The sequence below is a fragment of the Aeromonas sp. S16(2024) genome (assembly GCF_041403065.1).
Lineage (GTDB): Bacteria > Pseudomonadota > Gammaproteobacteria > Enterobacterales > Aeromonadaceae > Aeromonas.
In genome coordinates this window covers 156,556-177,846 of record NZ_JBGLQX010000001.1, presented here as the reverse complement: position 1 = coordinate 177,846, position 21,291 = coordinate 156,556, and the positions used below count along the sequence as shown (strand labels likewise).

Below are 21,291 nucleotides of genomic sequence, written 5' to 3'. Positions count from 1 at the left end.
TCCTCACACCGGCGGATGGAAATGGCTGGCCTCGCGGGTCGCCATCTCCTCGTAGGTGGTCCACCTCTGCCAGACCACCTGCTGCGCCACCTGCATCAGCCGCTCGGCTTCCTCGGGGTGGCTCTGGGCCAGCACCAGGTAGCGGTTCTCCTCTGCTCTGTACTCGGCGAGCGGGATGGAGGGGCGCAGGCTGTCGAGGCTGAAGGGGTTCTGCCCCGCGCTGCGCAATACAGGGTTGTAGCGCATCAGCGGCCAGTGACCGGAGGCCACGGCGCGTTTTTGCTGGGTCAGCCCCAGCTCCATATCGATGCCGTGGGCGATACAGTGGCTGTAGGCGATGATGAGGGACGGACCCGGATAGGCCTCAGCCTCACGCAAGGCCTGCAGCGCCTGCTGCGGGTTGGCACCAAAGGCGATGCGGGCAACATAGACGTTGCCATAGGAGATGGCCTGCAAGGCTACATCCTTCTTGGCCAGCGTCTTGCCCCCCGCCGCAAACTTGGCGACGGCACCGAGCGGCGTCGATTTCGACATTTGGCCGCCGGTGTTGGAGTAGACCTCGGTATCCATCACCAGCACGTTCACATCGCGCCCGGAGGCGAGCACATGATCGAGCCCCGCCGAGCCGATGTCATAGGCCCAGCCGTCGCCGCCAACTATCCAGACCGAGCGGCGCACCAGCTGATCGATGAGGGACAGCAGCTCGCGAGCCTTGCCGGATTTCACCTCTTCCAGCCGCTCGCGCACTTGCGCCACCCGGGTGCGCTGGGCGCGGATCTCCGATTCCAGCCGCTGCGGAGCCTTGATAAGCGACTCGACCAGCACCTCCCCCAGCTCACCCTTCATCGCCTGCAAGGCCGCCACCGCCTGACCGTGATGCTGATCGGCGGTGAGGCGAAAACCAAAGCCAAACTCGGCGTTGTCCTCGAACAATGAGTTGGACCAGGCTGGCCCCTTCCCTTCGCTGTTCTTGGCCCAGGGTGTGGTCGGCAGGTTGCCGCCGTAGATGGAGGAGCAACCGGTGGCGTTGGCCACCAGCATGCGATCGCCAAACAGCTGGGTCAGCAGCTTGAGATACGGGGTCTCGCCACAACCGGCGCAGGCGCCGGAGAACTCGAACAGGGGTTCGAGGAACTGGGCACCGCGCACGGTGGAGAAGTCCACCCGCTCGCGGGCAGGCCAGGGCAAACTCTCGAACCAGCGCAGTGCCTGTTTCTGGCCAGCCAGATGCGGCGCCTTGTCCATCATGGCGATGGCGCGCTCGCCCTCGTGCTCCTCATCAACCCCGGCACGCACCGGACAGGCCTGCACACACTGGCCGCAGCCGGTGCAATCCTCCGGATAGAGCTGCAGGGTGTAGCGGCTGTCGGGGAAGCCCTTGGCGGTGACGGGCACCGACTGGGCCGCTTCGGGGGCGGTCGCCAGCCAGTCCTGATAGTAGAACTTGGCCCGCAGCGCCGCATGGGGGCAGACAAAGACGCAGTTGCCGCACTGGATGCAGATATCGGAGTGCCAGACTGGGATCTCGCGGGCGATATCCCGCTTCTCGAAGCGACTGGTGGCTGTGGGGTAAGTGCCATCCACCGGCAGCATGGAGACAGGGATCAGATCGCCGCGCCCCGCCAACATCTCGCCGGTGACCCGCTGGACAAACTCGCTGCCCCCCGGTGCCAGTGGCAGCGGATAGTCGCTGACCTGCTCGTCACCGGCCGGGATCGCCACCTTGCTTAAGTGAGCCAGGGTATCGTCCACCGCGGCGAAGTTGCGCGCCACCACCTCGGGCCCTTTGCGGGCATAGCTCTTCTCGATGCTCTCCTTGATCAGCGCAATGGCTTCGTCCCGTGGCAACACCCCGGCCAGCGCGAAGAAGCAGGTCTGCATGATGGTGTTGATGCGATTGCCCATGCCGTTTTGCTCGGCCACCCGATCCCCATCGATGCAGTAGAGCTGGATATTGAGGGCGCGAATACGGGCGCGCAGCCGCTCGGGCAGCTGGCCCCACACCTTGTCAGCCTCGTAGGGGGCATTGAGCAGCAGGGTCGCCCCTTCTGCGGCGTGCTCCAACAGGTCTACCGATAGGGCAAAGCCCCACTGGTGGCAGCCGATAAAGCTCGCCTGTTCGATAAGCCAGGGGGCGTCGATGGGCTCGGGGCCAAAGCGCAGGTGGGAGACGGTGCGCGAGCCCGACTTCTTGGAGTCGTAGACGAAGTAACCCTGGGCGTGGAAGCCCTCCAGCTCGCCGATGATCTTGATGCTGTTCTTGTTGGCGCCCACCGTGCCGTCGGCACCCAGGCCGAAGAACAGCGCCCGCACCCGACTGGCAGGTTCGAGATCGCCGATGGGGTGCCAGGCCAGACTCAGGCCCGACACATCATCGACAATTCCCACGGTAAAGCGCGGGCGCGGCGCATCGGAGGAGAGCTCCTCGAACACGGCCGCACACATGGCGGGGGTGAACTCTTTGGAGGAGAGGCCATAGCGACCACCACTGAGCCACGGCAGCCGCTTGATAAGGCCGCGCTGCAAGCCGTCGATGAGGGCACTCTGCACATCCAGCAGCAGCGGCTCGCCCCCTGCCCCCGGCTCCTTGGTGCGATCCAGCACGGCGATGCGCCGCACACTCGCGGGCAGCGCATCGAGCAGCGCCTGCACCGGGAAGGGGCGATAGAGGCGAATGACCAGCACCCCGGTCTTGCGATCCTGCTGGTTGAGCCAATCCACGGTAGTGCGGGCGGTGGCAGCCCCCGAGCCCATCAGCACGATGACGTCGGTGGCATCCGGGGCACCGTGATACTCCACCAGCCGGTAGTGGCGGCCGGTCAGCTTGCCGAGGTTGTCCATGCACTGCTGCACCCGCGCCGGTACCGCCTCGTAGAAGGGGTTGACGCTCTCGCGGGACTGGAAATAGGTATCCGGGTTCTGGGCGGTGCCGCGCATCACCGGATGATCCGGGTTGAGGGCCCGCGCACGGTGGGCGCGCACCCAGTCGTTGTCGATAAGGGCGCGAATTTCATCCCGATGCAGGGCGACTATCTTGTTCACCTCGTGGGAGGTGCGAAAACCGTCGAAGAAGTGGATAAAGGGCACCCGGCACTGCAGGGTGACGCTATGGGCAACCAAGGCAAGGTCCTGCGCCTCCTGCACCGAGCCGGAGGCGAGCATGGCAAAGCCGGTGCTGCGCGCCGCCATCACATCCTGATGGTCGCCGAAAATCGACAGCCCCTGCGCCGCCAGCGAACGGGCCGCCACATGAAACACCGCCGCGGTCAATTCACCAGCGATCTTGTACATGTTGGGCAGCATCAGCATCAGCCCTTGGCTGGCGGTAAAGGTGGTGGCGAGCGCCCCCGCCTGCAGGGCGCCGTGTACCGTACCGGCCGCCCCCCCTTCACTCTGCATCTCCACGACTGTGGGGATATTGCCCCAGAGGTTGGTCTGCCCCTCGTCCGCCCAGGCATCCGCCAGCTCCGCCATGGTCGAGCTCGGGGTAATGGGGTAGATGGCACAGACTTCGCTCAGCTGGTACGCCACCCGGGCCGCGGCTTCGTTGCCATCGACCATGATCAGTTCATGTTTCATTGGGACTCCTCCGGTTGGCGCAGCAGGATGGCGTGACAAGGGCATTGATCGTGACAGGCACCACAGCCGGTGCAGCGCGCCGCATCCACCTGATAGCCCTTGCCCGGCCCCAGCTTGGCAATGGCCTGCTCGGGGCAGCTGCCGTAGCAGCCGTCGCACTCGAAGCAGTTGCCGCAGGAGTAGCAGCGCGCCGCCTCGTAGCGTGCCGCCGTCTCGTCCAGCCCACCGATGATCTCGCCAAAGTCATCCCGCGCCCACGCCGGTTTGACCGGCTGACTGCTGGCAGGCGCGTGGGTCTGGAACCAGAGTTGCAGCTGCTCCGGCCCCACCAATGGCTTCCCTGCCTGCAAATGGGAGAGCGGTTTGTGGTAGTGGCGACCGCGCAGCCAGGCATCCATATGGCGCGCCGCCTTCTTGCCGTGACCCGTAGCTATGGTGACGGTGCGCTCTGAGGGCACCATGTCGCCGCCGGCAAACAGACCCGGCACATCCGTCATCAGGTTGCCTGCCACCTGCACCACCCCCTCCTGGTTGACCAGCACGCCGGGAATGCTCTCCAGCACGCTCAAGTCCACCTCCTGCCCCAGCGCCAGAATGAGTGAATCCGCCTCCAGGGTTTCGAACTGGCCGGTGGGCACCGGCTTGCCCTGCTCATCCAGCGCCATCACCTCCACTTCAATGCTGGTGTTGTCGAGCTGGCGGATGCTGCGCAGCCAGTTGATCTTGATCCCCTCCTCCTCGGCCTCAAGGGCTTCGAAGGCGTGGGCAGGCATATGGTCCCGGTCGCGCCGGTAGATGATCATCGCCTCCTCCACACCGAGGCGACGGGCGGTGCGAGCCGCGTCCATGGCGGTGTTGCCGCCGCCGTAGATGGCCACCCGCCGTCCCAGTTTGGGCGGTGGCAACCCCTGCTCTTCGGCGAGGCTCGCCTGCTCGAGGAAACTCACCGCATCGAGGATCTTGCCCGCTTCCCGGGCCGGAATATCGACCCGCTTGGCCAGATGGGCACCGATGGCCATAAAGACGGCATCAAAGCCCCCCTGGTCGCGCTCGCGCAGCACATCCTCCACCTTGTGGTTGAGGGTGAGCGTCACTCCGGCCGCCACGATACGGGCCACCTCGCGATCCAGCACATCGCGGGGCAATCGGTAGGCGGGAATACCGAAGCGCAGCATGCCACCGGCGAGGGGCCCCGCCTCGCGGATCTCCACCTGATGGCCGAGCCGGTTGAGGTGCCAGGCGCAAGAAAGACCAGAGGGACCGGCACCGATCACCAGCACCTTCTTGCCGCTGGCGGGCGCCGGTGGTGCAGGCTGCCAACCTTTGGCCAGCGCCTCGTCACCGAGGAAGCGCTCGATGGCGTGGATGGAGACGGCGTCATCCACTTGGGCCCTGTTGCAGGCACTCTCGCAGGGGTGATAGCAGACCCGGCCATGGACGGCGGGCAGAGGGTTTTCTTCGATGAGTCGCTGCCAGGCCGCCTCGAAGCGGCCCGCTTCGGCCAGGGCAAGCCAGGCCTGGATGTTCTCGCCAGCCGGGCAGGCGTGGTTGCAGGGGGGCAGGGCCGGCCGCCAGACGGGCAGCCGGGTACGCACCGGGCCTGTTCCCGTCTTCTGGGAGAGATCCGGCTGTGGGGTCATATCCAGTTGTTTGCTCATACATTGCTTTCTTCTTGTTGGGTAACAGGCCCCATCCGAATGCGCTTGATACCGTGTAGCCGAAGCGGACGGTGGCCGGAGGGGGAAGAAGCGAAAGCGTCAGAAACTGGAAGCTGGCTCGATGATGGGCCGTTTTTTGTACGACATGGTGGATCAGGATCAATAAATGTTGCGCTTTATGAGGCGTTTCCCCCGGGATACGACCCCGATCACATGGCGCCGTTGGCCTGCACCGATCAGGTGCCTTCTCGCCAGCCCCCCATGATGGGGGGGCAAGAGAGGATTGCCGCACGGGGCAGGAATCGTTATCTTGCCCTCTTCACTGGAATCGCCACAGCACAAGGACCCTGACATGCCCACCCTCGCCAGCATACATCTCTACCCCATCAAATCGACGGCGGGCATGCCGCTGACCCGTGCCCGGGTGACCGAGGAGGGGCTGCTGGGGGATCGCCGCTACATGGTGGTCAAGCCGGACGGCAGCTTTATCACGGCTCGCACCCATCCCCAGTTGCAACTGGTGACGGCCACCCCGGTGGAGGGCGGCCTGCAACTGCGTTATCCGGGAATGGCGCAGCTCAGGCTGCAGGAAGCCGACTTCAGCCGCGCCCCCCAGGCCACAGGCGTCTGGGGCGACAGCTTCCATGCCCTGCACACCCAGTCCCAGGCCGATGAGTGGCTGAGCCGGGTGGCGGGGGAGCCGGTTCGCCTGCTTTGGCTCGGCGAAACCTCTGACCGCTTTCGGGAGAAGACCGGCACCAGGGTCAGCTTTGCCGACGGTTATCCCCTGCTGCTGATAAGCCAGAGTTCGCTGGATGACCTCAACCTGAGATCCGATGCCCTGCACCAGATGAGCCAGTTTCGCACCAACCTGGTGGCGAGCGGCACCCGCCCCTTCGAGGAGGATGGCTGGAAGCGGATCCGCATCGGCGAGGTGGAGTTTCTGGTGGCCAAGCCCTGCAGCCGCTGCATCATGACCACGGTAGAGGCGGGCACGGATCGCTTCAACGCGCTGAAAGAGCCGCTCGCGACCCTCACCCGCTACCGCCGTGGCGAGGATGGGGATGTCTACTTCGGCCAGAATCTGGTGGCGCTTAACGAGGGCTGGATTGAGGCAGGCAGCGAGATCCAGGTGCTGGAAACCGTCCGTCCCCCCGTCTACCCCAATGCGGCGCCGAAGAAGCGGGAGCTGGTCTGCGTCGCCCGCGAGCCGCTGGCCCGGGATCTGGAGACCTTCTGGTTCGAGGCCGCCGACGGCGAGCCCCTGCCCGACTACCTGCCGGGCCAGCACCTGCCCATCAGCCTCGATATCAAGGGGGAACGGCAACAGCGCCGCTATACCCTGAGCTCCACCCCGGAGAGGCCCGAGCGTTACTGCATCAGCGTCAAGAAGCTGGCCGATGGCCGCATCTCCCCCTGGCTGCACCATGAGCTGCGCGTGGGCGATCACCTGCTGGCCGCCCCCCCGGCCGGCGAGTTTCACTTAGGGTCCGAGCGCAAGCTGCTGCTGCTCTCGGCGGGCTCAGGCGTCACCCCCATGCTCTCCATTGCCCGCACCCTGCATCTCAGACACGAACTCGGCGACGTGCATTTTATGCACCTGTGCCGCAGCGAGGCCGACATTCCGGCCGCCGCCGAGCTGCATGCCATGAGTCAGGCAGGCATGCAGCTGACCCTGATCCTGAGCCAGCCCGATGGTCACTGGCAGGGCATGAGCGGTCGCCTTGGCAAGGGGCACCTCGAGCAGGTCAGGGACCTGCTGGCGCGGGATATCTTCCTGTGCGGCCCCCACGGCTTTATGAGCGAGGCGGCCAGGCTGCTGCAGGAGCAAGGAGTCGCCGCCGAGCGCATCCGCCAGGAGAGCTTTGGCGGCGCCATTCTCTCGGTAGCCCGCCCCCACCAGGCGGTGCAGCTGCGCATCGGCGAGCAGACCTTCGCTGGCAACAATCAGGGTACAGTGCTGGATCAGGCCCACAAGCAGGGGGTGGAGCTGCCCTGGAGCTGCCGCGCCGGCATCTGCGGCAGTTGCAAGCAGACCCTGATCTCAGGCGAGGTGGATCACCCGGACGCCCCGGCCATCACGGCCGCCGAGCGGGCCGCAGGCAAGATCCTCACCTGCTGCGCCGTGCCGCTCTCCGATCTGGTGATCAAATAGGATGATGGCGCCGCAAGCGTCGGCGCCATCATCGCAAAGCAAAACGGCTGCCCTGAGGCAGCCGTTTTCTTATCTTGTCTGGCAATCAGCCGCGCAGGGCGGCAATGCGCTGCTCGATGGGCGGGTGGCTCATGAACAGCTCGCTCATGGAGCGCTTGCCGTTGATGCCGAAGGCCATCATGGTCCCTTCCATCTGCGGCTCGGCGCCACGGGAGAGGCGCTGCAGCGCGGCTATCATCTTGTCGCGACCGGCCAGCTTGGCGGCACCGGCATCGGCGCGGAATTCGCGCTGACGGCTGAACCACATGACGATCATGGAGGCCAGCACGCCGAAGATCATCTCCAGCACGAAGACGGTGATCATGTAGGCAAAACCACCGGAGCTGCTGCTCTCCTCGTCGTTGTTGGAGCTGAAGAAGTTGCTGATGACGCCGGCCACGATACGGGCGAAGAACATCACGAAGGTGTTCACCACCCCCTGGATCAGGGTCAGGGTCACCATGTCGCCGTTGGCCACGTGGCTCACCTCGTGGGCCAGCACGGCTTCCGCCTCGTCGCGGCTCATGCTGTAGAGCAGGCCGGACGACACGGCGACGAGGGAGTCGTCGCGGCGGGCACCGGTGGCGAAGGCGTTCATCTCGGGGGAGTCGTAGATCCCCACTTCCGGCATCTTGATGCCAGCCTCACGGGCCTGACGGGCAACGGTGCTCACCAGCCAGTGTTCTGTCTCGTTGCGGGGCTGCTCGATGACCTGGACGCCATAGCTGCGCTTGGCCATCCACTTGGACATCAGCAAGGAGATAAAGGAGCCCCCAAAACCGAACACGGCACAGAACATCAACAGACCGGAAATGCTGGACTTGTTGATCCCCAGAACCGAGAACAGGATATTGAGTACCACCCCCAGCACCAGCATGACGGCCAGGTTGGTCACCAGGAATAGCATAATTCGCTTCATATTGACTCCTTGTGAGATATAGATGCATGGTTCGGGCCAATTCACAATCGACCCGATACCACACCTGCCCCCGATCATAGACAGACTCGATGAATGTTTGCTGAATGTCGGGCCCAGCGAAGCTGCCGAGGGGGTCAGCCCAGGGGCGAGATGTCGAGACAATCGCGCAGATCCGCCTCGAGCGGCTGGTCTACGAAGGGGATCTCCCCCAGAAATGGGGCCGGCAACATGGCTTTCAAGGTGGCCAGGTTCTCCTGGTAACGACTCATGTGCGGATCCACCCGATTGACCACCCAACCGGCCAGGGTCAGCCCCTGATGGCGGATGGCGGCGCAGGTGAGCAGGGCATGATTGAGGCAACCCAGCTTGGCCCCCACCACCAGGATCACCGGCAGGCGCTCAAGGGCGACCCAGTCGGAGAGCAGATGCTGGTGATCCAGCGGCAAAAACCAGCCCCCCGCCCCCTCGACTATCACCCGTTCGGCCCCGGCCTGCTCAATCTCCCGCAATCCAGCCGACAGACCCGCCAAAGGAATGCTCGCCCCCACCTCACGGGCGGCTATGTGGGGGGCTATGGGGGGCTCGAAGGCATAGGGGTTGACCGAGTCGATGGGCAGCGGGAGGCTGGCCGCCGCTTGCAACTGCTGGGCATCGAGGTTGCGAAGCCCCTCCGGGGTGCGGGCACAGCCGGCGGAGATCGGCTTGTAGCCGGCGCAGGGGATGCCCTTTGCGGCGAACGCCTGCAACAGGGTACGGGCGACCAGGGTCTTGCCCACGTCGGTGTCGGTGCCCGTGATGAAATAGGATCTGACCATGATGATTCCTCAGCGCAGTTCAAGGTGGCGCTCTGGCACCACCTGGGTATCAATGATGGGCTCGTGCCGGGCGGCTAACCTCGCCTGGCCCAAGGCAAAAACGCGTGTTCCCGCGGCCGATCAGCGGCGGACAAGGCGCCCGAGACAGACCTCATAGCTGGCGGCCAGCAGGCCGTCGGGCTGGCGGTGACGCTCATAGGCTTCCCCGAGACGCCTCAGGCGCTGGCGGTTGCCCAGCCCCGCGGCCCTGTCGTCATTGACCTGGCTGGCCCCTATGCCCTTGAGATCCCGCAGCAAGTCATTGAGCTCCACATAGGCGAGGGACCAGGTGACAGGGGTCAGCTCAGGCGCCTGAAAACCCGCGGCGCCAATGGCCTGCTGCAATTGGGACAGGGCGAGGAAACGGTTGACGTGGGCGTGCCCATCGACGACGCCCCAGGCTTCGCGCAACTGCCACAGGGACCCCGCCAGCAGGGTCGAGAAGAAGATCTGGCCACCGGGCTTGAGCACCCGGTGGATCTCGGCAAACGCCTGGGCCGGGCGCTCGCACCACTGCAGGGCCAGGCTGGAGAAGACCCAGTCCAGGCTCTGATCCGCGAAGGGGAGCGCCTCCGCATCGCCGCACAGCAGCCGGGCGCCGCTGCCACGCAGGGCGGCCTGTGCCAGCATGCCGGGGGCGAGATCCAGCCCGTGCAACTGCTGGCAACGACCCGCCAGCGCGGGCAGGAAGAAGCCTGTGCCGCAGCCCAGATCCAACCCAGTTTCCGGTAAACCATCAGGCAAGGAGCCGGGCAAACCACGCCGGTACACGGCAGTGTCAAGATCCAGCCCGATCACCGTCAACTCGGTGCCAGCCTGCCCGTCCGGCATCAGGTCAAGCAGTGCCTGCCCCACCTCCTGCTGGAAGCGGGCGTGGGCGTCGTAGTGACGAGCGGCGGCCCCGAAGCGGCGGGCGAGCTGGGCCTTGTCGACCTGCTGGAAACGCTCATGCAGCATGGGCGCCTCCTCTCTGATCACTGGATGGGCAAGGGCCCAAGGCCTCGAGCAGGCTGTCCACATCCTCTTCTCGGTGCGCCGCACTCAGGGTGATGCGAAGGCGCGCCGTGCCGACCGGCACAGTGGGTGGGCGGATGGCGCTGACCCAGATGCCGCTATCCCGCAGCCGCTGGGCCAGTTGCAAGGCAGCCGCGCTCTCCCCCACCAGCAGGGGCTGGATCGGGGTGGCGCTTGCACCGAGCTGCCAGCCCAGCGTCTCGGCCCCCTGCCGGAACCGGGCGATCAGCTGGCCAAGATGAGCTCGGGCATCATCAGCAGCGCGAACCAATTCGATACTCTTGCTGACCGCACAGGCCTGGGCGGCCGGCATATGGGTGCTGTAGACATAGTGACGGGCAAAGTTGACCAGGTACTCTACCAGCTCGCGGCTGCCACCGACGAAGGCCCCGGCGACCCCGAGCGCCTTGCCAAAGGTGCCCATCTGGATGTGAACGCTGGCAGGAGCAACCCCTTGCGCCGCCAGGGTGCCGCGCCCTTGTGGCCCCAGCACGCCGAGGCCGTGGGCATCGTCGATCATCAGCCAGTTGCCGCTCTGGGCGGCCAATGCCGCAAGCTCAGCCCAGGGAGCCTGATCCCCATCCATGCTGAACACCCCTTCCGAGACGATCAAGCCCCGGTTTGGCTCAAGTTGAGACGCGAGCGCGGCCATGTCGTTGTGGCCGAAGCGCTTCATTCTGCAGGGCAGCTGGCTGCCCATCTCCTGCAGGGAGGCGTGGTTGAGCCTGTCCTGCCACAGCAGGTGCTCCTTGCCGAGCAGGGCCTTGAGCACCGCCTGATTGGCGGAAAAACCGCAGTTGAACAGCAGCACCGCCTCCACCCCGAGCCAGTCGGCAAGCGTCTCTTCCAGCTGCTGGTGGGCACGGCTGTAGCCTGTCACCAGGGGCGAGGCGCCAGCGCCCGCACCATGGCGGTCGATCCCCTCTTTGAAGGCGGCCTTGATGGCGGGATCATCGGCGAGCCCCAGGTAGTCGTTGGCAGAGAAGTTGAGGTAGTCGCGGCCCCCGATCCGGATCCGCCCGCCACTCACCCCGTCGGTCGCGATGCGGTTGCGCAGCAGGGCCGCCTGCTCACGTTCGGCCAGGGCCTCCCCCAGCGCGAAGGGGCCGGTGACAACAGGGGAAGTCATGGACGGACGGCACCTGCGCGGGGGCGGGTGGCATCGTAGAAGATCTCGCTCGGCTCGCTCTGGCGGCTCACCTCGGCCAGCAGCTCTGCTTCCAGTTCCAATGTTTGCACCACATCCGGTTTCTGGGCCCGCTGGGCGGGGCGGATGCCGAGCCGCTTGAACAGTTGCATGTCGCTGTTTTCATCCGGGTTTGGCGTGGTGAGCAGCTTGCAGCCATAAAAAATCGAATTTGCACCCGCCATAAAGCACATGGCCTGCATCTGCTCGTTCATCTTCTCCCGCCCTGCCGAAAGGCGCACGTGGGAGGCGGGCATCATGATGCGCGCCACCGCTATGGTGCGGATAAATTCGAACGGATCCAGGTTCTCCTCGTTCTCCAGGGGCGTCCCCTTCACCTTGACCAGCATGTTGATGGGCACGCTCTCCGGGTGGCGCGGCAAATTGGCCAGCGCCATCAAGAGGCCCGCCCTATCCTTGGCCTGCTCCCCCATGCCGACGATGCCGCCGGAGCACACCTTCATGCCAGCGCCGCGCACGTGCTCCAGGGTATCCAGCCTGTCCTGATAGGTGCGGGTGGTGATGATGTCACCGTAGAACTCCGGCGAGGTATCGAGGTTGTGGTTGTAGTAGTCAAGGCCAGCGGCACCGAGGCGAGCGGCCTGATCCGCGGTCAGCATCCCCAGGGTCATGCAGGTCTCCATCCCCAGCCCGCGCACCTCCTCGACCATGCGCAGGATATAGGGCATGTCCCTCTCCTTCGGGTTGCGCCAGGCGGCCCCCATGCAGAAGCGGGACGAGCCGTTGGCCTTGGCCTCGCGGGCCCGCTCCAGCACTTTTTCCACCTCCATCAGCCGCTCGGTTTCGAGCCCGGTGTGGTAGCGAGCGCTCTGGGGGCAATATTTGCAATCCTCCGGGCAGGCGCCGGTCTTGATGGAGAGCAAGGTGCTCACCTGCACCTCGTTCGGGTCGAAATGGGCGCGGTGTACCGTCTGGGCCTGGAACAGCAGATCGTTGAATGGCAGGGCAAACAGGGCCTGAACCTCGGCGAGGGTCCAGTCGTGACGAAGGGCGTGACCGCCCAGGGTGAGAGCATTCATACATGGCTTCCAGTTGTTATAAGTGGGATCCTGCGCCGCCATCCTGGGATGAAGAACCGCAGAACCCGCCATCGGCCTGCCTCCTCGTTGCGAGGCGTGGCGCCAAGTGGCTGAAATTGTTGGCTAGTGTAGAGAGCGCGCGTAGACTGTCAACACCGACCAGATCAAACCAATTGACAACAGAACACAAAATGACCAACCAAGAATTCGACCTGCACCACGTCTGGCACCCCTATACCTCCCTTACCCATCCCCTGCCCTGCTATGAAGTGGCCAGCGCCAAGGGGGTGACCCTCACCCTCAGCGACGGCCGTGAACTGGTGGATGGCATGAGCTCCTGGTGGGCCTGCGTCCACGGCTATCAGGTGCCGGAACTGGACGCCGCCGCCACCGCCCAGCTCGGCAAGATGTCCCACGTGATGTTTGGCGGCCTGACCCATGCTCCTGCGGTGGAGCTGTGCCGCAAGCTGGTGGAGATCACCCCGGCCGGTCTGGATCGGGTCTTTCTGGCGGATTCCGGCTCGGTGGCGGTGGAGGTGGCGCTCAAGATGGCCCAGCAGTACTGGCACGCCAGGGGGACGCCCCGCGCCAAATTTGTCTCCCTGCGGGGCGGCTATCACGGGGACACCTTCGGCGCCATGAGCGTCTGCGATCCGGATGGCGGCATGCACGAGCTCTACAAGGGCTTCCTGCCGGAGCACCATTTCGTGACCGCCCCCAGCTGCCGCTTCCACGCCCAGTGGGACGAGAGTTGCGTGGTGGAGCTGGCGGAGCTGGTTGCCGATCGCCACGAAGAGATAGCCGCCATAGTGCTGGAGCCCATAGTGCAGGGGGCCGGCGGCATGCGCTTCTATCACCCCCGCTACCTGCAGTGGGTGCGCGCCCTGTGCGACGAGTTCGGCCTGCTGCTGATCGCCGACGAAATCGCCACCGGCTTTGGCCGCACCGGTCAGCTGTTTGCCTGTGACTGGGCCGGCATCAGCCCCGACATCATGTGCCTGGGCAAGGCGCTCACCGGCGGCTACCTGACGCTGTCGGCCACCCTCACCACGGAACAGGTCGCCCGCACCATCTGTGACGGCAAGGCCGGGGTCTTTATGCATGGCCCCACCTTTATGGGCAATCCGCTGGCCTGCGCTGTGGCCAACGCCTCCATCGATCTGCTGCTGGCCTCCCCGTGGCAGGAACGGGTAACCGCCATCGAGCATCAGCTGCGCACCGAGCTGGTGCAGCTGACCCTCAACACGGCGGTAGCCGACGTGCGAGTGCTCGGCGCCATCGGTGTGGTGGAGATGAAGGAGCGGGTGGACGTGGCGCGCATCCAGCGCAAGTTCGTCTCGCTTGGGGCCTGGATCCGCCCGTTCGGCAAGCTCATCTACCTGATGCCCCCCTTCGTCATCAGCCCCGAGGAGCTGAGGGTGCTGACCCGCGCCATCCATGAGGCCATCACCAGCGGCGAATTCTGAGTCTGGATGAATAGGCCCTGCATGAGAATGCAGGGCCTTTTGGCTCTTTTTCATCAGAATGTGAGCGAGACACCAGAACCCGCCAGGCGAGGGGAGTAGACTGCGCGGGTTTTACCCAACAGATGTACCTTTCCCATGCGCCTCTCCATCACTGCCAAGATCAATTTCTTCCTGCTCTTCATCTTCTCCATGGTATTGGTGTTTTCCGCGGCCTATCAGGCGGTGCGCGAGCGCGACCTCATCCTGACCCTCATCAAGGAGCAGAGCCGCGAGCAGACCGAGGCCTATTTCGACGGCCTCAACATGCTGATGCTGACCGGCAAGATGGAGGCCCGCGACACCCTGCGTGCCAAGTTTCTCGATCACGCCCACGTAGAAGATGCCCGCATAGTGCGCGGGGCGCCGGTCAACAAGCAGTATGGGCCTAGCCGCGACAACGAGGCCCCCAAGGACAGATTCGATGCCCTGGCCCTGGCGGGCAAGGGGAGCCTGGAGGTGGTGCACGACGGCACCCACAGCAAGCTGGTGGTGACTCGCCCCCTGCTGGCCAAGACCGATTTTCGCGGCACCGACTGCACCAGCTGTCACCAGGTGCCGGAGAACACGGTGCTGGGGGCGGTGCGCTTTGACTACTCCCTCGACACCCTCTTTACCCGGGTCGAACAGAACATACTCACCTCGGCCCTGAGCCTCACCCTCATCTTCGGGCTGGGGCTGCTGCTCACCCTCTGGGTCATACGCACCTGGATAGTCCGCCCCCTCAACCAGCTGACCCGCTCCATGGAGGAGGCCACCGATCTGCACGACTTCGGCCACCGGCTGGAGGGCGATGAAGGGGACGAGATAGGCCGGGTGGCCCTCGCCTACAACCAGATGCTCGACAGCGTGGAGCGCCAGCTCGGCAAGCGCCCTGCCCCCTCGTCCCAGGACGAGAAGCCGACGGATCACGCCAGGTAATAAAACAGCAGGCTGGCGATCAGGATCAGCAGCAGAAGGAGCAAATTGACATGCAGCCCATCCTCTTGCCGGCGGCTGCGCCTGCGCTCCAGCGCCAAGACCCCTCGTCCTAGGAGGAGAGGCCGGCGGATCACGCCAGGTAATAAAACAGCAGGCTGGCGGCCAGGATCAGCAGCAGGATGAATAGGTTGACGTGCAGGGCATCCTCTTGCCGTCGGCTGCGCCTGTGCTCCAGCGCCAAGACCACCAGGGTCAGCAGGCAGCAACTCCAGAGCCCGTGCACCAGCCAGGGGGTGAGGGCGGGATCCCAATAGTCGCGCACCTGGATCCCGCCATAGACCAGAAAGCCGTAGGCAATATCGGGACGGGCATGGTGGTACAGGGAGAGCAGCACGATAAAGCCGCCCCAGCAGAGGATCACCAGCCCCTGGAGCACCCGTATCCAGCCATCCGGCCCCCGCCTGCGTTCCTTCACTCTCACCCCCTGCCCAACCGACCGGATCCATGCAAGATTCATGGGGAAAACCCCGCAAGGGTCCGACATTTTTGCTTGTTTATCAAACCCGCGCGGGTAAGATTAACGGCTTAGTCTGCCATGGTGGGCCACTCATGCCCGGGCCAGACCCCTAGTGTTGCAAATAGCGCTGCAAGAACAAGCTGGAGACAATATTTCGATGACGCACGCATCCGTAGTAGATGTGCTGACCGGTAAGTATGCGGTTGGCACCACCCAGACAGTGAAAGGGTGGATCCGGACCCGCCGCGATTCCAAGGCGGGGATCTCATTTTTGGCCATATCCGATGGCTCCTGTTTCCATCCGGTACAGGCCGTCGTTCCCAATACCCTGGCCAATTACGAGAATGAAGTGCTGCGTCTGACCACCGCCTGCTCAGTGGAAGTGACCGGTGTGGTCGTGGCTTCCCAGGGCAGCGGCCAGGCCTTCGAGCTGCAGGCCTCCGACGTCAAGGTAGTAGGCTGGGTCGAAGACCCGGACACCTACCCCATGTCTGCCAAGCGCCACAGCATCGAGTACCTGCGTGAGCAGGGTCACCTGCGTGCCCGTACCAACGTGGTCGGCGCCGTGACCCGGGTGCGCAACTGCCTGGCCCAGGCCATTCACCGCTTCTTCCACGAAGAAGGCTATCTGTGGATTGCCGCGCCGCTCATCACCGCCTCCGACACCGAAGGGGCCGGCGAGATGTTCCGCGTCTCCACCCTGGACATGGAAAACCTGCCGCGCACCCCCGAAGGCAAGGTGGATTACGACAAGGACTTCTTCGGCAAGGAGACCTTCCTGACCGTCTCCGGTCAGCTCAACGTCGAGACCTATGCCTGTGCCCTGTCCAAGGTCTACACCTTCGGCCCGACCTTCCGCGCCGAAAACTCCAACACCAGCCGCCATCTGGCCGAGTTCTGGATGGTGGAGCCGGAAGTGGCCTTCGCCAACCTGGAAGACAACGCCGCCCTGGCCGAAGCCATGCTCAAATACGTCTTCAACGCCGTGCTCAAAGAGCGCCGCGACGATCTGGAGTTCTTCGCCCAGCACATCGACAAGGATGCCATCGACCGTCTGGAGCGCTTCGTCGCCTCCGACTTCGCCCAGATTGACTACACCGACGCCATCGACGTGCTGCAAAACTGCGGCAAGAAGTTCGAGTTCCCGGTCTCCTGGGGCATCGATCTCTCCTCCGAGCACGAGCGCTATCTGGCCGAGGAGCACTTCAAGTCTCCTGTGGTGGTGAAGAACTACCCGAAAGACATCAAGGCCTTCTACATGCGCCTCAACGACGATGGCAAGACCGTCGCCGCCATGGACGTGCTGGCCCCGGGGATCGGCGAGATCATCGGTGGCTCCCAGCGTGAGGAGCGTCTCGAGGTGCTGGATGCCCGTCTGGCCGAGATGGGCCTGAACAAGGAAGATTACTGGTGGTATCGCGACCTGCGCCGCTACGGTACTGTGCCGCACTCCGGCTTCGGCCTGGGCTTCGAGCGTCTGGTGGTCTATGTGACCGGCATGGGCAACGTGCGCGACGTCATCCCCTTCCCGCGCACCCCTCGCACCGCCGAGTTCTAATCGCGGACAGCACGCGAATCGCAAAAAGCCGACCCTTGGGTCGGCTTTTTTATTTCCTGCCGTCGCCCTGCACCTATGCCAGGCTGACGACCACCTTGCCCTTTGCGCGACCGGTCGCCAGATAGGCGAGCGCCTCGCCGGCCTGTTCAAACGGAAAGACCTTGTCGATCACGGGCCTGAGCTTGCCCTCGTCCAGCAGCGCGGCAATCAGGGTCAGCTGGGCACCATCCGGGCGCACGAACATCATGCCGTAGGTGATACCCCGTCGCCGGGCAAGACGGTGGATCTTCCAGCTCATCAGGCCAAACAGGGCGGTCATGATGACATTCATGTTTCTCGCCCGCGCAAAGGCCGCATTCGGCGGACCGACCAGCGACACAACCCGCCCTCCCGGCCGGAGGATCGACAGTGACCGCTCGATCGCGTCGCCCCGCAAGGTCCCCAGCACCAGATCATACCCCTGCAATAGCGCATCGAACGCCTGCCGCCTGTAGTCGATCACCACCTCGGCCCCCAGCTGCCCTACCCACTCGGTGTTCGCCGTGCTGGTGGAGGTCGCGACCAAGGCCCCCAGGTGCCTGGCCAGCTGAATGGCAAAGGAGCCTATGCCGCCGGAACCCGCGGGAATGAACACCCTCTGGCCCGGCGCGAGTGGGGCTTGCTCGGTGAAGGCCTGCCAGGCCGTCAGCGCCACCATGGGAATGGACGCCGCCTGAACGAAGTCGAGGCTGGCCGGTTTGAGGGCCGCCGCATGTTCGGGCACCACAACCCATTGCGCCAGGGCGCCGCGCCCCAGATCGAAGAGGCTGGCATAGACGGCATCCCCCGGCCTAAACCGCGTCACCCGGCTGCCAACCTCCACCACCACACCGGCCAGATCGCTGCCGAGCACGGCGGGCAGCTCAAACTTGAGCAGGGGTTTGAAGGTGCCTCGCGGGATCATGTTGTCGATGGGATTGAGGCCGACGGCATGCACCTTGACCAGGATCTCGTCCGGCCCCATGGTCGGGTGCGGCAGCTCGGCGAACTCGGGCCGCGCCGAGCGACCATAGTGTTTGAACACAAAGGCTTTCATCATCTTGTTACCAGAAAGCATGAGGTGACCGAACCAGGCAAACCGCCCTGTCCCACACAGGGCAGCGGCACAGGTCAGGCACGCCTCATCACGAGGATAAAAGAGGCGGTCTGGAGAGAGAACTGCGGGTTGGGCGTGGCGCCGTCCCCAGCAGACCGCCGGTCTTGTTGCCGGGATCAGCGGCCCTGAGGCGCAACCTGATAACGTTCGGCGGCATGGGCCTGCCGAAGGTCGGAGAGCAGCGCCTTGCGCGCGCCATCGAGCTCATCCCAGCGACTGGCCTCATGCAGCGGCGGTATGGTGACCACTTCCCGGCGATCGAAACCGACCAGGGCCGCGTCCACCAGCTCCTCCACCGCCATCAACTCCGGCAAGCTGTCGGGATCGATGCCGGAGCGTGCCCAGATCTCGGTGCGCGTGCCGGCGGGCAGCACCGCCTGCACATAGACCCCGGCGGGAGCGAGCTCCAGGCTCATCCCCTGGGAGAGGAACAGCACGAAGGCCTTGGTCGCGCCATAGAGCGTCATGCCAAACTCGGGCGCGAGCCCGACCACGGAGCCGATGTTCACGATGCTCCCCTCGCCGGCTTGCACCAGTCGCGGGGCTATGGCGGCCGCCAGGCGTGCCAGCGCCGTGGTGTTCAGGGTCACCAGTTGTTCGACGCTGCTGGCGGTCTGGGCGAGGAAGTGACCCACCTGACCCGCCCCTGCGTTGTTGATCAGGATGCCGATGCTGGCATCATCCCGTAACCGGGCCTCCACGGCGGCCAGCTCCCGGGATTGGGTGAGGTCGGCGGGCAGGATGTCGACGGCGACGCCGTACGCCTGGCGCAGGCGGCCGGCCAAGTCCGTCAGCCGCGCCTCGTCGCGGGCGACGAGCACCAGATCGTGGCCGCGCCGGGCGAAGCGGTCCGCATAGGTGGCGCCAATGCCGCTGGAGGCGCCTGTGATAAGCACTCTGGGTTTAATGGTCATGATGTCATTCTCTCTGTGATCGTTTTGAACCGGGATGGATGTCGCGCCAGGCACTCAACGGCCGATGGCGCTGTGTCGACAGGGGACCTGCTATGACGCCCCCTGCCCATGTCCGTTTACTCGCCGGCCCCCGCCAGGGCCGGGTAGTCGATGTAGCCCTCGGCGCCGCCGCCATAGAGGGTCTCGGGTCTGAGCGCGGCGAGCGGGGCGCCCTGCTGCAGGCGCTCGACCAGATCCGGATTGCTGATAAAGGGGCGACCGAAGGCAAACAGGTCCGCCTTGCCCTGGGCCAGCGCACTGCTGGCCAGTGTCAGGTCATAGCCGTTATTGGCCAGATAGGTCTGCTTGAAGCGCCGACGCAGGGAGGCGAAGTCGAAAGGGGCGACATCCCGGGGGCCGCCGGTGGCGCCCTCGATCACGTGCAGGTAGACGACCCCCAGCGCACTGAGCCGCTCGACGAGATAGTCGTACTGCGGCTGGGGATCGCTGCAGGAGATGCCATTGGCCGGTGAGACGGGGGAGATCCTGACCCCGGTGCGATCGGCCCCGATCTCCTTGGCCACGGCGGCGGTGACCTCGAGCAGCAGCCGCGCGCGGTTCTCGATGGAGCCGCCATAGCCGTCGGTACGCAGGTTGGCCCCATCCTTGAGGAACTGCTCCAGCAGATAGCCGTTGGCACCGTGGATCTCGACCCCGTCGAAACCCGCCGCCATGGCGTTGGCAGCCGCCTGACGAAAGTCGTCGACGATGCCGGGGAGCTCCTCCAGTGCCAATGCACGGGGCATAGACACCTCGACGAACTCATTGTTGACGAAGGTCTTGGTCTGGGCGCGGAGGGCCGAAGGGGCCACCGGCGCCGCGCCATCGGGTTGCAGCGCGACGTGGGAGACGCGGCCGACATGCCACAGCTGCACGAAGATACGGCCTCCCCTGGCATGCACCGCATCGGTCACCTTGCGCCAGCCCGCAATCTGCGCCGCCGTGTAGAGGCCGGGGGTGTCCTGATAGCCCTGCGCCTGGGCCGAGACCTGAGTCGCCTCGGCGATCAGCAGACCCGCCGTGGCCCGCTGGCTGTAATAGGTGGCGGCATGCTCGCTCGGGACCAGGCCGGGGCCGGCACGGTTGCGGGTGAGTGGCGCCATCACGATGCGGTTGGCGAGGGTGATGGGGCCAAGGGAATAGGCCTCGAAGAGTCTCTTGTCTGTCATGGCGTGCCTCTGTCGTGTGGAACATGGGTCTGGGAAGGAAGGTAGTCCGTATCCCGACATAGCGCCGCCATGCTCGGGGGCTGCAAGGGTCAATCGAGGGTCAGGGCCTTCAACCCCTTCCCGGGGTCTGCGCATTAAAGATGACGATCATAATCTTTTCAGTCAAGCATTTTGATGATGACCAACATCAATGTATAGTGATCACCACTTCCATGATTCAGAGGAGCGACCGGGTATGAGGGTCACCAAGGCACAGGCTCAGGCAAACCGGGCACACATAGTCGCCACCGCAGCCAGGCTGTTTCGCGAACGGGGTTACGATGGCGTGGGGGTGGCAGATCTGATGGCGGCGGCCGGCTTCACTCACGGCGGTTTCTACAAACACTTCCCCGCCAAGGCGGATCTGATGGCGGAGGCCGCGACCTGCGGCTTTGAACAGAGCCTGGAGAAAACCAGCCCCCTCGATGCCCCCGAGTTTGTCAGTCACTACCTCTCCAGAGAGCACCGCGATGCCCCTGGGGATGGCTGCATCATGGCCGCGCTGTGCGCCGATGCGGCCCGGCAACCGGCCCAGGTCAAGGCCGCCTTCGAGGCCGGCATTGAAGAGATGCTGGCCCGCACCTGTGGCCAGCACGACACGCAGGATGCACAGGACACCCAGGCCCATCGCGCCAAGGGGATAGCGCTGATGGCACAGATGGTAGGCGCCATCATGCTGTCACGGGCCTGTCCGGATGAGTCGCCATTGGCCGATGAGATCCTGGCTGCCTGCCGCACAGCCCTGCTGTCGCAGATTGCCTCTTGCGAAGAGGCGACCACCGCCGAGCCAAACCGGAACGCTTGAACCGGTCATCCAGACTCGCAGGCCAACGCCGGCCTGCGACGCCCCTTCATCGTCCCCTGCCGACTCCTGACAGGGGCGCCCCACCTCTCATCCTGATCCTCGAATAAATCCCCCCACCCCTTCCCCTGCCTGTCACGCTCCCGAACGCCCCTGTTCAAGGGCATATCCATAGTTTTTATGCACTTAAATCGGAAAAGGGTCTGTTATTGAACCACCTCAATCTTTTACCCCTTTAGGGGTGCCAGAAT

General features: G+C 64.7%; 16 protein-coding genes. 5 read left to right on the top strand and 11 right to left on the bottom strand.

Annotated elements, in window-relative coordinates; genetic code table 11:
* Positions 1–3 precede the first annotated feature (3 nt).
* Positions 4–3,579 carry a pyruvate:ferredoxin (flavodoxin) oxidoreductase gene (gene nifJ, locus ACB030_RS00880; protein ID WP_371157259.1) on the bottom strand — a complete coding sequence of 1,192 codons (3,576 nt, stop codon included), beginning with the start codon at positions 3,577–3,579 and terminating at the stop codon, positions 4–6.
* On the bottom strand, positions 3,576–5,237 hold the full coding sequence (locus ACB030_RS00875; protein ID WP_371157257.1) for an NAD(P)-binding protein: 1,662 nt from the start codon (positions 5,235–5,237) through the stop codon (positions 3,576–3,578). The genes nifJ and ACB030_RS00875 overlap by 4 nt, the downstream gene beginning before the upstream one ends.
* A 352-nt stretch (positions 5,238–5,589) precedes the next feature.
* Here ACB030_RS00875 and ACB030_RS00870 point away from each other — a divergent pair, with 352 nt between their 5' ends.
* Positions 5,590–7,392, top strand: coding sequence for an MOSC N-terminal beta barrel domain-containing protein (locus ACB030_RS00870; protein ID WP_371157255.1), 1,803 nt, complete (start codon positions 5,590–5,592; stop codon positions 7,390–7,392).
* Between the two features lie 85 nt (positions 7,393–7,477).
* Here the strand turns inward: ACB030_RS00870 and htpX are convergent, their stop codons facing one another.
* The 5 genes from htpX to bioB all read right to left on the bottom strand — a co-directional run bounded on the left by htpX (position 7,478) and on the right by bioB (position 12,444).
* A complete protein-coding gene (htpX, locus tag ACB030_RS00865; protein WP_371157253.1) occupies positions 7,478–8,350 on the bottom strand; it encodes a protease HtpX in 873 nt (290 codons plus the stop codon).
* Between the two features lie 134 nt (positions 8,351–8,484).
* Positions 8,485–9,165, bottom strand: a complete 681-nt coding sequence (gene bioD / locus ACB030_RS00860) for a dethiobiotin synthase (RefSeq protein ID WP_371157251.1) — start codon at positions 9,163–9,165, stop codon at positions 8,485–8,487.
* Positions 9,166–9,285: 120 nt separating this feature from the next.
* Positions 9,286–10,161 (bottom strand): methyltransferase domain-containing protein, encoded by an 876-nt coding sequence (locus ACB030_RS00855; RefSeq protein ID WP_371157249.1) that lies wholly within the window; start codon positions 10,159–10,161, stop codon positions 9,286–9,288.
* A complete protein-coding gene (gene bioF, locus ACB030_RS00850; protein ID WP_371157247.1) occupies positions 10,151–11,347 on the bottom strand; it encodes an 8-amino-7-oxononanoate synthase in 1,197 nt (398 codons plus the stop codon). Before bioF ends, ACB030_RS00855 begins: the two co-directional genes overlap by 11 nt.
* The gene (bioB, locus tag ACB030_RS00845) at positions 11,344–12,444 is read right to left on the bottom strand and encodes a biotin synthase BioB (RefSeq protein ID WP_371157245.1); all 1,101 of its coding nucleotides are present in this window, start codon (positions 12,442–12,444) and stop codon (positions 11,344–11,346) included. The genes bioF and bioB overlap by 4 nt, the downstream gene beginning before the upstream one ends.
* Positions 12,445–12,635: 191 nt before the next feature.
* Between bioB and bioA the strand changes: the two genes are divergently transcribed.
* Positions 12,636–13,910, top strand: coding sequence for an adenosylmethionine--8-amino-7-oxononanoate transaminase (gene bioA / locus ACB030_RS00840; RefSeq protein ID WP_371157243.1), 1,275 nt, complete (start codon positions 12,636–12,638; stop codon positions 13,908–13,910).
* A 135-nt stretch (positions 13,911–14,045) separates the two neighbouring features.
* Complete coding sequence (locus ACB030_RS00835) at positions 14,046–14,867, top strand: HAMP domain-containing protein (RefSeq protein WP_371157242.1); 822 nt, start codon at positions 14,046–14,048, stop codon at positions 14,865–14,867.
* 130 nt (positions 14,868–14,997) lie between these two features.
* On the opposite strand, the gene ACB030_RS00830 is transcribed toward ACB030_RS00835, so the two are convergent.
* Positions 14,998–15,342, bottom strand: coding sequence for a hypothetical protein (locus ACB030_RS00830; protein WP_371157241.1), 345 nt, complete (start codon positions 15,340–15,342; stop codon positions 14,998–15,000).
* Between the two features lie 199 nt (positions 15,343–15,541).
* On the opposite strand from ACB030_RS00830, the gene asnS reads away from it, so the two are divergent.
* Entirely contained in the window at positions 15,542–16,942 is a 1,401-nt protein-coding gene (gene asnS, locus ACB030_RS00825; RefSeq protein ID WP_371157240.1) for an asparagine--tRNA ligase, read from the top strand.
* Positions 16,943–17,015: 73 nt separating this feature from the next.
* On the opposite strand, the gene ACB030_RS00820 is transcribed toward asnS, so the two are convergent.
* From ACB030_RS00820 to ACB030_RS00810, 3 genes are all read right to left on the bottom strand, one after another.
* Entirely contained in the window at positions 17,016–18,020 is a 1,005-nt protein-coding gene (locus ACB030_RS00820) for an NADP-dependent oxidoreductase (protein WP_371157239.1), read from the bottom strand.
* Positions 18,021–18,193: 173 nt separating this feature from the next.
* On the bottom strand, positions 18,194–18,991 hold the full coding sequence (locus tag ACB030_RS00815; protein ID WP_371157238.1) for an SDR family NAD(P)-dependent oxidoreductase: 798 nt from the start codon (positions 18,989–18,991) through the stop codon (positions 18,194–18,196).
* A 116-nt stretch (positions 18,992–19,107) separates the two neighbouring features.
* Positions 19,108–20,199, bottom strand: a complete 1,092-nt coding sequence (locus ACB030_RS00810; protein WP_319917706.1) for an alkene reductase — start codon at positions 20,197–20,199, stop codon at positions 19,108–19,110.
* Between the two features lie 235 nt (positions 20,200–20,434).
* On the opposite strand from ACB030_RS00810, the gene ACB030_RS00805 reads away from it, so the two are divergent.
* Complete coding sequence (locus ACB030_RS00805; RefSeq protein WP_371157237.1) at positions 20,435–21,043, top strand: TetR/AcrR family transcriptional regulator; 609 nt, start codon at positions 20,435–20,437, stop codon at positions 21,041–21,043.
* Positions 21,044–21,291 lie beyond the last annotated feature (248 nt).